Source organism: Helcobacillus massiliensis (genome assembly GCF_014191425.1).
In the GTDB taxonomy this organism is placed as follows: domain Bacteria; phylum Actinomycetota; class Actinomycetes; order Actinomycetales; family Dermabacteraceae; genus Helcobacillus; species Helcobacillus massiliensis.
In genome coordinates this window covers 17,678-28,631 of sequence record NZ_JACHWP010000003.1, presented here as the reverse complement: position 1 = coordinate 28,631, position 10,954 = coordinate 17,678, and the positions used below count along the sequence as shown (strand labels likewise).

The window sequence follows — 10,954 nt, the reverse complement described above, 5'->3', positions numbered from 1 at the left end:
GCCTCAGCTGACCGGCAGCGGCAGCGGCGCACCCACGGTGTTGTCGTTGAACGGCATGTACAGCGCCACGATCGGGAACACCCACATGAACAGGGCGGCGACGATCGCCAGCACGAGGACGAGCACGATCAGGGCCTTCACCCACCACGGGCCGGGCAGGGCACGCCAGAGCGGTCCGTACATGTCAGAACACCTTTCCTTCGAGCTCCTGCGGAATGCCCTTCTTGCGGTCCACCCAGTGATCGAACTTCGCGTGCACGATGTAGCGTTCACGCGCGGAGTACATCGGGTGGCAGGCGGTCATGGTCATGAACTGCTCCGTCGGCTTCTCCCCCGGCTTGTTCGGGACGGGGGCGATCACTTCGATCGCGGACGGCATGGTGATCTGGTCGCTCGTGACTCGGTAGACGTAGAACGCTTCGGCGGTCTCCACGATGACCGGGTCGCCCTCCTTGAGGCGGGCGATGTCGTGGAGGGGACGGCCGTAGGTGGAGCGGTGACCCGCAATGGAGAAGTTGCCGTTCTCACCGGGGACCGCGGTCTCGCGGTAGTGGCCGTTGCCCTTGACGTTCAGCACCTCGGTCATGGAGGTGCCTTCGGCGATGGGCGATGACACCTTGTCGAACTTGGGGACGTGGAGGGTGCCCCACACCTGGTTCTCAGCGCCGGGCTTCGCCACCGGCGGCGGGCCGGACTCCGGGGGTGCGATCTTCTGCGGGGGACGGCCCCACATGTCCTCGGAGGCGGCGATGATGTCGGAATGCTCCTGGTCGGCGATGACATCGGTCCACCAGAGCTGCCACACCACGAACAGTCCGAGCAGCACTCCGACGGTGATCATCACCTCGCCGAGGATGCCGACGACGCGCGATGCCCCCGCCCTCATCGGCGTGACGCTTCCTGTGCGCTCGCACGCTCAGCGCGGGTGCGGAACGGGTGCATGCTGTGCCTTTCGTCTGTGGATGCGTTCGCTACTCTAGTGGGAGTCTCTGCAACAGGAAGGTGAGGCATGGCCAAGGACACGTCCGCGCCGTCGGCGGGGCGCCGCGCAGCCCGCGCGCGCGATGAAGCCGCCGCTCAGAGGGGCGCCCGCGAACTCGGACCGAAGCCGTCGCCGCGCTGGCTGGTGCCGGTGGCGATGACGTTGCTGGTGCTCGGTCTTCTGTACATGGTGGTGTACTACGTGTCGGCCGCCCAGTACCCGCTGCCGATCGGTGACTGGAACCTGGCGGTGGGCCTCGGCCTGATCATGCTCGGCGGCGCACTGCTGACGAACTGGCGATGACGATGAGCCCCGCCGAATCCTCCCACCCGTGGACGCGGTTCGTCGCGATCGGCGACTCCTTCACCGAAGGGATCGGGGATGCCGACGAGACCGTCGTCGGCGGTGTGCGCGGCTGGGCGGACCGGGTCGCCGAGCAGCTCACCGCCGGCACCGACGACTTCTCCTACGCGAACCTCGCGATCCGCGGCCGCCTGTACCGGCAGATCATCGACGAGCAGATCGAGCCCGCGATCGACCTGTCCCCGAACCTGGTGAGCTTCTTCGCCGGCGGCAATGACGTGATCCGCCGCGGCGACCCGGATGAGATCGCCGGTCACATCGACGAAGCCGTCGGCCGCCTCGCCACCACCGGTGCGGACATCATCCTGTGGACGGGCCCGGACGTGGGCAGCACCCCCGTGTTCCGCATGATCCGCGGCCGCACCGCCATCTACAACGAGAACATCCGCGCCATCGCGAAGCGGTACAGCACGTTCGTGGTGGACCTGTGGTCCCTGCGCGAACTGACCCGCGAGGACATGTGGGCGCCGGACCGTCTGCACTTCTCCCCGCTCGGGCACCACACCATCGCCCGCGAGGTGCTGAACGTGCTGGGCGTGGACAACGACCTCACGAGCGAGATGCCGGAGGCGGCGCCGCGGAAGGAGTGGCGCGAGGCGCGTCGCGAGGACCTCGTGTGGGCCAAGGAGTTCTTCGGCCCGTGGGTTCTGCGGCGCATCCGTCGGCAGTCCTCCGGTGACGGGATGACGCCGAAGCGCCCCACCGCGAAGCCCGTGTTCGGTGCACCGATGGCCCCCGGCGCGGACACCGGCGAGCTGGATCAGGTGCCGGGCGAGGACTGAACCCGTCGGCCCCGCTCCCGCCGGCGGGGCGAAGGACCCACAGTCCCCACCGCGATGGACACCACATCGTGTTTATAGTGTTCCCAGCTGCGATGAGATCTGCCAGCGCTCGAGCTTGGGCACCGTCCCACGATCGTGACCCTCTCCCCGAAAGAGAAAGCCATCCTCATGACCACAGCATCCCCTGCGCCCGCGCGGCGCACCCGCCCGCGCCTCACCTGGCGCCGACTCCTCTCCATCCTGATCGCCCCGTTCCTGCTGGTCGCCCTCGCGGCCTGCGGTGAGGTCAAGGGCGACATCGAGATCAAGTCGGCCAAGCAGGCGTCGATCGATATGACGATCTCCCTCGACAAGGAAGCCGCCTCCACCCTCGGCGTCGGCAATTCGTCCGATGCACTGTGCACCTCGCTGAAGTCCCAGATGGGCGTCACCTCCGCTGACAACGTCAAGGTGTCCCCGAAGGACCAGGGTGACCGCATCGGCTGCAACTTCAAGGGCGACGGCGAAGCCGAAGCCAACAACTCCGCCCTGACCGAGGAAGAGGACGGCAAGTACCTCCGCTTCAAGATCGGCAACTCCACCGTCTCCGAACAGGAGTGGGACCAGGCGATGGAGGGCATGAAGATGATGGGCCTGGACGCCTCCGGCTTCACCACCGACATCACTATCACCATGCCGGGCAAGGTCGTGGAGACCGCCAGCGGCAAGGCGGAGGGCAACAAGGTCCGCATCACCGATCCCAAGGAACTGATGACCAAGGGCATTGATGTGAAGGCAGAGACGAGCAGCTTCCCGTGGATGATCGTGATCATCGTGCTCGCCGTGCTCGCGCTCCTCGCTCTTCTGGCGATCGCCGCGCTGATCTTCTTCTTCCTGTCCCGCAAGAAGAAGAACAAGCCCTCTGCTCCGGCACCGTTCGGCACCCACGCCGCCGGCGGCTCCTCCGGTCCGTTCGGCAACCAGAACAGCCAGCAGGGCTTCAACCAGCAGGGCTTCGGTCAGCAGGGCCAGCCCAGCGCCAACAACCAGCCCAGCCAGCCGAACTTCGGCAACCAGCCGGGTCAGCCGAACTTCGGCGGCCAGCAGCAGGGCTTCGGCTCGCAGCCCGGTCAGCCGGGTCAGCCTGGCCAGCAGGGCTTCGGCGGCCAGGACGGCTTCGGCAACCAGCCCGGCCAGCCCGGCTCCGGATCCCAGAACCCCGGCCCGCAGTGGCAGGGCCCCGGCACCAACTGATCAGACAGCGGTCATCCCGCTCACCTGACGCGGCCCGCCTCCGTTCCATCGGGGGCGGGCCGCTGCCGTGAGTTCCGCGCACAGGGCGCCGCTTCGTCGACTTCGGTCGACGGGGCGGCGCCCTGGCCGTTCCCGCTCCGGTGAAATCGGCCTATAATGGACAATCGTGAGGCTCCCGGTTGGTCGGGAAGCCGGCATCCGTCGGCCCGCGCTCACGGGCCCCGCTCGTCCCTGTCAAGAAGGCCCGCGCTCATGCACCTCTCCTCCCCCGCGCACCCACCCCGCGCCGCCTGGCGTCGTCTCCTCGCTGTGCTCCTGGCACCGCTGCTGCTCCTCACCCTCGCCGCGTGCGGTGAGCTGAAGGGAGAAGTCGATTTCGAGGACGAGTCCACGGTCTCCATCGACCTCACTCTGAAGGTCGACCAGAAGACCGCTGCCGCGATGGCGTTCAACAGAGATTCCGTCGCGGAGTTCTGCGAGGACACCAAAGCCGAAGAACCGAACACACCCGGATTGAGGGTCACCCCCGTCACGTCGGGTGGCGGCTCCGGTTGCCGCATCGAATATGAGGGCAAGCACGACATGATCAAGGAGATGCTGACCGAGGAGGAGAACGGCAAGGCTCTGCGCCTCGTCACGGATGAGGGTCAGCGGATCAGCGAGGACGAATGGAACGACCTCGTCAAGAATGCACGGGAGCACGGCATCGACCTCGACGATGCGAAGGTCGATGTTGAGATCACCATGCCGGGGAAGGTGCTCTCCAGCGTCAGCGGCGAGATCGACGGCGACACCGTCCGCATCACCAATCTGCACGATCTCCTCACCCAGGGCGTCAACATCAAGTCCGAGGTGAAGAGCGGCTTCCCATGGGGTGCGATCGTCACCACCCTGCTCGTTCTTCTGCTGCTGGCAGCACTGGCCGCGGCGGCGTTCTTCTTCCTCCGCAGGCGCCGCGGGGGTCAGGGGAAGCAGCCGACGGGTTCCCCCGCAGCTCCGGGCCAGGGCGGTGCGCATGCGCCGCACCAGGCTGGAGCAGGTGCAGCCGCGGTCGCTGCACCGCAGCACCCTCAGCACCCGCAGGCACCGGGCCAGCCGCAGGCGCAGGCACACCCGCAAGCTCCGTCAGCTCCGCAGGTTCAGTCGCCCCCGCAGGCTCAGTCGGCACCGCAGGCCCCGTCGGCCGCTCCGGCACCGCAGGCGCCGGGCCAGCAGTACGCGACCGGCCAGCCCTCCGCTGCACCCCAGCAGCCGATGATGCCGGGCCAGCCGCAGGCACCGCAGGCCCCGTCGGCGGCACAGGCACCGTCCGCCTCTCAGGCCCCGTCGGCACCGCAGGCTCCCACGGGCCAGCAGCCGCTCGCGCCGAACACCGCGATGCCCCCGCAGCAGCCGCACCGCCCGGGCGACCTGCAGTCTCCGCCGACCCCGCAGCGCCCGCGCCGATGAGACGACGCACTTTGTGATGTAGGACCCGCCGCCCGGCCTTCGATTGGCATCGACTCACCAACTCGAGTAATGTTGAGAAGGTCGGAAACGGCAAGCGCCCGTAGCTTAACGGATAGAGCACCTGACTACGGATCAGGAGGTTGGGGGTTCGAATCCCTCCGGGCGCGCAGTGCTGAGAAGCCCCGAGATCACCATGATCTCGGGGCTTTCTCGTTGCCCGGGGCCCCGTCCGTTGCTTCGCAGTGCTCGGAGGGCGCTCGCCGCAGGGGCCCGAAGGCTCGCCGCAACGCAGTCCGAATCTTCGCCGCAACGGCCGAGGAGGATCGGCTGCGCAGTTCGACGGCCCCGCCCAGCCGCAGAATTCGACGGATGTTCGCTATCGAGCCCGAATTCGGCACATCCAGCGAACTCTGCAGCCAGCGCATCGAAGATCTGGGCAGCGCGGCGGCGAGCCGGGGGACCCGGCGGTGTCAGAAACCCAGGGCCAGAGACCCGACGGGGCCAGAAACGAAAGCGACTTTTTTTGCGGATCGGCAGGGCGCTTACCGCAAAAAAGTCGCTTTCGATTGAGACGACCGGGGCCGACTGCGGGGGAGGCCGGGGATTCGGCCGTGGGGCAGGGGCGCCGCCGGGGCTACGGCGTGACGATCTTGCCCGGGTTGAAGTTGCCGCCCGGGTCCTGCGCCGCGTACAGATCCTTCAGCATCCGCACGCCGCCCTCGGTGATGTCCTCTGCGATCCACGGCTGATGCTCCGTCCCCACCGCGTGGTGGTGGCTCACGGTGCCCAGGTGGTGCATGAACTCCTGCTGGATCGCGTGCTTCAGCGCCGTGTACTCCTCGAGCATTCGCTCATCCGACTCGTACGGAACAGCGAACGTGAAGTACAGGCACGCGCCCTGGTGGTAGCTGTGGCTCATGTGGCAGAACATGAAGCCGCGCAGCCCCATCTCGTCGAGCTTCCGGTAGAAGGCGTCGTACACCGAGGAGTGCATCTCGTTCAGGCGCGACCACGTGGTGCCGGTGTCCGAGACATCGCCGTACACGTTCATCCCCAGCAGGAAGTCCCGCAGGTACGGGGTGTCGAACTTCTTCTGGTCATAGATCTTGCCGGGGCCGGCGCCGAGCGTGATGCCGCCGACGGACTTCACGATCCGCTTCACCGCGGACTTCTCCCGCTCCACATGCTGCTTCGTCCCCTCGAAGCACACGTAGGAGATGCACATCTCCTCACGGGTGTCCCAGCCCTTCGAGCGCAGGTACGCGAACAGGCCCTCCTGGACCTTCGCCATCGCCTTCGACTTCCGCGACTCCGGCTCCTTCACCATCGCCAGTGAGAAGCGGGTCTCCGGGCCGTCCGACAGGCGCGTGAACACCGGATGCACCTCCGAGCGGGCAATCGCGTGCATACCCCGCACACCGCTCTCCCAATCCGGGAACATGTACGCGATGACCTCGCGCACCGGGGCGACCCGGTGCACCCGCACCGTGCACTCCGTGATCACACCGAGGCGGCCCTCCGAACCCAGCACCATCTCGTGCACGGAGGACCCGGAATCGCGGCCCGGAATCGGCTTGGTGTCGATGACCCCGTCGGCCTGCACGAGGCGCAGCCCGCGCACGATGCCCTCGATGTCGCCGTACTTGTCCGACTGCATACCGGAGGAGCGGGTCGCGGCCCAGCCGCCGAGCGTAGAGTACGCGAACGAGTCCGGGAAGTGGCCCATCGTCCAGCCGCGCTCCTGCAGCTGCTCCTCGAGGTCCGGGCCGTACACGCCGGCCTGGACGCGGGCGAGGCCAGCGGTGTCGTCGATGTCGAGGACGCGGCGCATCCGGCCCAGGTTCAGGGTGATGATCGCCCGCTTCTCGTCCACATCGGGGGTGACGGAGCCGGAGATGGAGGAGCCGCCGCCGAACGGGATGACCACGAGGTCGCGCTCCACCACGAGGCGGAGGATCGACTGCACCTCCTCGTCGCTCGCCGGATACACGACAGCATCCACGATGCGGCGGAAGTCGCCGATGCGGGCGCGGAACAGGTCTGTGACGGAGCGGCCGAAGGAGTGCACCACGCGGTACTCGTCGTCCGTGCGGACGTTCTCCGAGCCGACGATCGCGGTCAGCGCGGCGGCGTCCTCCGAGGACAGCACGCTCGCCGGCACCTCATAGTCGGACAGCTGCGGTTCGGGGCGCGGCGTGATGGCGTCGAGGTCGAGACCGACCTTCTCCTTCACCAGCGGCGCGAACAGCGGCTTGTTGTCGAAGCGGAACGTGACATCGTCCAGTCCCCAGCCCCACCACTTGTGGCGCTTCACATCAGCTGCCGAGATCATTCGCTCAGCTCCTCCCCCATCACAGTGCGGTAATTCGATTCGTACAGTTCAGCAACGGTGGCCTGCACGCGCGCGGAGAAGTCGGTGACGACCTCCCCTTCGAACGGGCGCATCGGCTCACCGAACACGACCCCGACGGGCGGCCTGCCCGGCTTCGGCCAATTGCGGCCCTTCGGCATCGCCTCATGCCCGCCGATCAGCGCCGCCGGGATCACAGGGGTGCCCACGCCGGTGGCGAGCGCAGCCGCGCCCGGTTTGAACTCGGCCATGCGGCCGGTCGTGGAGCGGGTCGCCTCCGGGAACACCAGGATCGGCACCCCAGCCTTCAGCAGACGGCGGCTGAGACCCGAGTTCTTCTTCGAGCCGTCGCGGTCGATCGGGAACGCGTTGAACATCCAGCGCACGAAGATGCGGCGGTACCACACCTCGAAGAAGTACTCGCGTGCCACGCCCGTGGACAGGTAGCGCGCCTGCTTGATCGGCAGGCCCTGCATCAGCATCGGCGCATCCAGGTGCGAGGAGTGGTTCGCGACCAGGACGAACGCGCCGCGGACCTTGTGAACCGACGGGTGCACGCTGATCGTCTGGGTCACCACCGACCCGACGATGCTGCGGAAGACGCCGCGCTGGAGCAGCCGACGGATCCGCGACCGCCAGCGGGACCGGTAGAGGGCCGGGTCGTGGTACTGATTCACTTCTCTTTGTTCCTCCGCGCCGTCAGCCAGGCGCTCATTCGGTGGATGATGGAGCGCGGCGCGAGGCGGGAGAGCGCCACGATCAGCTTGAACCTCTTCGAAGGGATGGAGATGACGCGGCCGGCGGCGGCGTCACGCAGGCACTCCTCCACGAGGCGGTCCGGGTCCAGCCACAGGAAGCCCGGGATCGAGGTCCCGTTGATGCCGGCGCGCTCGTGGAACTCGGTGCGCACCCAACCGGGGGCGAGCGCCACCACCCGCACACCCGTGCCGGCGAGGCGGACCGACAGGGCCTCCGTGTAGATCTGCGCCCACGCCTTGATGGCGGAGTAGTTGTTCTGCGGCACGTATCCGGAGGTGGAGGTGACGTTGATGATGGTGCCCTCGCCGCGCGCCGCCATGGTGCGGCCGGCGGCGCCGGACAGGTGGTAGACGGCGCGGACCATCACTTCGAGCCCGTCGTCGTGCAGGGAGAGGTCCTCGCCGAGGACGTCTGACCGGACGGAGAAGCCGGCGTTGTTGACGAGGATGTCGATCGGCGGGTCCGCTTCGAGGCGCTCCACGATCCGCTGCTGGTCATCGCGGTGGACCAGATCAGCCTCGATGGTCTCCACGTCCACGCCGTATCGGGAACGGATGTCCGAGGCGAAGGCGTCGAGTCGTTCGGGGTTGCGGGCCACGATCACCAGGTCAGCGCCGCGCTGTGCGAAGGCCCTGGCGAAGGCCGCCCCGATACCTGACGTTCCGCCGGTGATGAGGGCCCTGTGCATGCGCCCTACGATACACTAGGCCGCACTGCCCTCAGCCCCTCCAGGCGCCTCGCGGGAGGGGTCACGACGGCCCACATCACCCGATTCCACCTGGGAGAACGACCTCGTCATGGCGAATGCTCACTCGCAGATCCTGCTCACCGGCGTCACCGGATTCCTGGGACAGGCCGTCCTCCAGGACCTGCTGGAGAACCACCCCGATGTCCGCGTCACCGCGGTGATCCGACCCAAGGGCTCCCAGACCGGGCGCAAGCGCCTCGAAGGTCTGCTGCGCAAGCCCGTGTTCACCTCCTGGGCTGAGCGCACCAGCAAGGAGGAGGTCGCGTCGGCCCTCGCCGACCGGGTCGACGTCCTCGAAGGCGATCTCACCGCGATGCCGCCGCTGACGCAGAAGCTCGACGTGGTCATCCACTCCGCCTCCTCGGTGTCCTTCGACCCGCCGATCAACGAAGCGTTCGCCACCAACGTGGGCGGCGCGAAGAACCTGTACGAGGCGTTGCTGGAGTCCGATCAGGACCCGCACGTCATCCACGTCTCCACCGCGTACGTGTCCGGCCTCGCCAAGGGCCTGCGCCGCGAAGGCCGCCTCACCCACACCGCGGACTGGCGCGCCGAATACGACATGGCGCTCGCCGCGAAGGACCGGGTCGAAGCGCAGTCCCGCACTCCGGAGGTGCTGCGCCGGCTGATGCGCCGCGCCGCGTTCGAGGCCGGCAAGATGGGTCCGAAGGCCAGCGCGGAGGTCGCTGAGCGCGCCCGCCAGGACTGGGTCCACGAGCGCCTCCAGGACTACGGCCTGCAGCGCGCCAACTCCCTCGGCTGGACCGACATCTACACCTTCACCAAGGCGATGGCGGAGCGCGTCGCCGAGGAGCTGTGGGCCCAGAAGGGCCACCGCCTGTCCGTGGTGCGCCCCTCCATCATCGAGTCGGCACTGCGCCGCCCCTACCCGGGCTGGCTGGACGGCTACAAGGTCGCCGACCCGCTGATCATGGCGTACGGCAACGGCCGCCTGCCGGAATTCCCCGGCCTCGCCGACTCCATCCTCGACATCATCCCGGTCGACTTCATCGTCAACGTCATCACCGCGCTCGCCACGCAGGACGTGTCCCGCCGCGGCGATGACGCCTACTTCCAGGTCGTCTCCGGCTCCTCCAACCCGCTGCCGTTCCACGAGATGGTGTCCGCGGTGCAGGGCTACTTCCAGGAGCACCCCCTCACCGACGATGACGGCAGCCCCATCGAGGTCCCCACGTGGTCGTTCCCGTCCGTGCAGCTCATCGAGGCGCGCTTCTGGGCGACTCAGAAGGCCGCGAAGACCGCGCAGCTCATCACCAGCCAGCTGCCGGGCACGAAGCGCACCCGCCAGTGGGCCGGCCAGCTGCATAGGACCGTGAGCGGCCTGGAGACCCTGCGGAAGTTCACCGACCTGTACCGCCACTACACGAAGACCGAAATGGTGTTCGACGACGCGAACACCCGCGCTCTCCGGGAGGAGCTGCCGGCGGACTTCCTCGCCACCAACGACTTCGACGTCACCGTCATCAACTGGAAGGACTTCTTCCAGAAGCAGCACCTGCCGGCCCTCACCGAGCTGACGAAGGCGTACAAGCGGGCGAAGTCCGCCCAGCGCCGCCGCGAGGCCCGAGGCCCCGCCGCTCTGAAGGAGGGCTCGGACGTCCTCGCCGTGTTCGACCTCGACGGCACCGTCATCGCGCAGAACATCGTGCAGCAGTACCTGTCGATCATGCGCGCCACTCGCCCTCGCCGCGCCTGGGCAGCCGAAAGCGCGAAGCTGGCGTCCGCGCTGCCGCAGTACCTGCTGGCGGAGTCCCGGGACCGCTCGGAGTTCATCCGGTCCGTGAACCGCCGCTACCGGGGGTACACCCCCGCGGAGCTGCGCGGTGTGCTGTCCGGGGAGCTCGGGGAGAAGATCCGCGCCTCCATCCGCGACGAGGCCCGCGCCCGTATCGAGGAGCACCGGAAGGCCGGTCACCGCACCGTGCTCGTGACCGGTGCGCTCGATCTGCTCGTGGAGCCGATCGCGGACCTGTTCGATGACGTGGTCGCCACCCGCATGCATCTGGGTGAGGACGGCCGTCTCACCGGCTACCTCGCCACCCCGCCGGTGGTGGACGAGGCACGCGCGAACTGGCTGCGGAAGTACGCCGACGAGCACGGCCTCGACCTCGCGAAGTCCTACGGCTACGGCGACTCCGTCGCTGATGCGTCGTGGCTGCGGCTGCTGGGGCACCCGTCGGCCATCTCCCCCGACCTGGGACTGTACGCGGAGGCGAAGAAGCAGCGCTGGCAGGTGCTCGACTGGAAGTGACGGTCCCGCGCTGAGG

The 10,954-nt window shown here is 68.0% G+C and carries 11 protein-coding genes and 1 tRNA gene; 7 read left to right on the top strand and 5 right to left on the bottom strand.

The features are described from left to right. Positions 1 to 3: 3 nt before the first annotated feature. Both FHX50_RS07050 and FHX50_RS07045 read right to left on the bottom strand, forming a co-directional pair. Positions 4 to 183: a hypothetical protein gene (locus FHX50_RS07050; RefSeq protein WP_183376029.1), complete on the bottom strand. Its 180-nt coding sequence runs from the start codon at positions 181 to 183 to the stop codon at positions 4 to 6. A 1-nt stretch (position 184) separates the two neighbouring features. Then, positions 185 to 886, bottom strand: a complete 702-nt coding sequence (locus FHX50_RS07045) for a class E sortase (protein ID WP_183376027.1) — start codon at positions 884 to 886, stop codon at positions 185 to 187. Between the two features lie 123 nt (positions 887 to 1,009). Here FHX50_RS07045 and FHX50_RS07040 point away from each other — a divergent pair, with 123 nt between their 5' ends. The 6 genes from FHX50_RS07040 (at position 1,010) to FHX50_RS07015 (ending at position 5,379) form a co-directional block, all read left to right on the top strand. Next, positions 1,010 to 1,285: a cell division protein CrgA gene (locus FHX50_RS07040; protein WP_183376024.1), complete on the top strand. Its 276-nt coding sequence runs from the start codon at positions 1,010 to 1,012 to the stop codon at positions 1,283 to 1,285. 2 nt (positions 1,286 to 1,287) lie between these two features. After that, positions 1,288 to 2,127, top strand: coding sequence for an SGNH/GDSL hydrolase family protein (locus tag FHX50_RS07035; protein ID WP_415829893.1), 840 nt, complete (start codon positions 1,288 to 1,290; stop codon positions 2,125 to 2,127). A 168-nt stretch (positions 2,128 to 2,295) separates the two neighbouring features. After that, the gene (locus FHX50_RS07030) at positions 2,296 to 3,360 is read left to right on the top strand and encodes a hypothetical protein (RefSeq protein ID WP_183376020.1); all 1,065 of its coding nucleotides are present in this window, start codon (positions 2,296 to 2,298) and stop codon (positions 3,358 to 3,360) included. Between the two features lie 252 nt (positions 3,361 to 3,612). Next, on the top strand, positions 3,613 to 4,809 hold the full coding sequence (locus FHX50_RS07025; protein ID WP_183376018.1) for an LppM family (lipo)protein: 1,197 nt from the start codon (positions 3,613 to 3,615) through the stop codon (positions 4,807 to 4,809). A gap of 94 nt (positions 4,810 to 4,903) precedes the next feature. Further along, a tRNA-Arg gene (locus FHX50_RS07020) sits at positions 4,904 to 4,976 on the top strand. A gap of 202 nt (positions 4,977 to 5,178) precedes the next feature. Further along, positions 5,179 to 5,379, top strand: coding sequence for a hypothetical protein (locus tag FHX50_RS07015; RefSeq protein ID WP_183376016.1), 201 nt, complete (start codon positions 5,179 to 5,181; stop codon positions 5,377 to 5,379). A gap of 64 nt (positions 5,380 to 5,443) precedes the next feature. On the opposite strand, the gene FHX50_RS07010 is transcribed toward FHX50_RS07015, so the two are convergent. From FHX50_RS07010 to FHX50_RS07000, 3 genes are read right to left on the bottom strand one after another with little or no spacing between them, the layout of a single operon-like run. Further along, the gene (locus FHX50_RS07010) at positions 5,444 to 7,141 is read right to left on the bottom strand and encodes an FAD-binding oxidoreductase (protein WP_183376013.1); all 1,698 of its coding nucleotides are present in this window, start codon (positions 7,139 to 7,141) and stop codon (positions 5,444 to 5,446) included. After that, positions 7,138 to 7,836, bottom strand: coding sequence for a lysophospholipid acyltransferase family protein (locus FHX50_RS07005; protein ID WP_183376010.1), 699 nt, complete (start codon positions 7,834 to 7,836; stop codon positions 7,138 to 7,140). Before FHX50_RS07005 ends, FHX50_RS07010 begins: the two co-directional genes overlap by 4 nt. Then, positions 7,833 to 8,606, bottom strand: coding sequence for an SDR family NAD(P)-dependent oxidoreductase (locus FHX50_RS07000; protein ID WP_183376007.1), 774 nt, complete (start codon positions 8,604 to 8,606; stop codon positions 7,833 to 7,835). Before FHX50_RS07000 ends, FHX50_RS07005 begins: the two co-directional genes overlap by 4 nt. A gap of 109 nt (positions 8,607 to 8,715) precedes the next feature. Here FHX50_RS07000 and FHX50_RS06995 point away from each other — a divergent pair, with 109 nt between their 5' ends. After that, on the top strand, positions 8,716 to 10,938 hold the full coding sequence (locus FHX50_RS06995) for an HAD-IB family hydrolase (RefSeq protein WP_183376005.1): 2,223 nt from the start codon (positions 8,716 to 8,718) through the stop codon (positions 10,936 to 10,938). Positions 10,939 to 10,954: the final 16 nt, after the last annotated feature.

Bases quoted from the DNA above. Each gene is read 5' to 3' on its own strand.
- FHX50_RS07045 (WP_183376027.1), bottom strand. From the start codon at position 886: ATGAGGGCGGGGGCATCGCGCGTCGTCGGCATCCTCGGCGAGGTGATG.
- FHX50_RS07030 (WP_183376020.1), top strand. From the start codon at position 2,296: ATGACCACAGCATCCCCTGCGCCCGCGCGGCGCACCCGCCCGCGCCTC.
- FHX50_RS07025 (WP_183376018.1), top strand. From the start codon at position 3,613: ATGCACCTCTCCTCCCCCGCGCACCCACCCCGCGCCGCCTGGCGTCGT.
- FHX50_RS07015 (WP_183376016.1), top strand. From the start codon at position 5,179: ATGTTCGCTATCGAGCCCGAATTCGGCACATCCAGCGAACTCTGCAGC.
- FHX50_RS07035 (WP_415829893.1), top strand. From the start codon at position 1,288: ATGAGCCCCGCCGAATCCTCCCACCCGTGGACGCGGTTCGTCGCGATC.
- FHX50_RS07050 (WP_183376029.1), bottom strand. From the start codon at position 183: ATGTACGGACCGCTCTGGCGTGCCCTGCCCGGCCCGTGGTGGGTGAAG.
- FHX50_RS06995 (WP_183376005.1), top strand. From the start codon at position 8,716: ATGGCGAATGCTCACTCGCAGATCCTGCTCACCGGCGTCACCGGATTC.
- FHX50_RS07040 (WP_183376024.1), top strand. From the start codon at position 1,010: ATGGCCAAGGACACGTCCGCGCCGTCGGCGGGGCGCCGCGCAGCCCGC.
- FHX50_RS07000 (WP_183376007.1), bottom strand. From the start codon at position 8,606: ATGCACAGGGCCCTCATCACCGGCGGAACGTCAGGTATCGGGGCGGCC.
- FHX50_RS07010 (WP_183376013.1), bottom strand. From the start codon at position 7,141: ATGATCTCGGCAGCTGATGTGAAGCGCCACAAGTGGTGGGGCTGGGGA.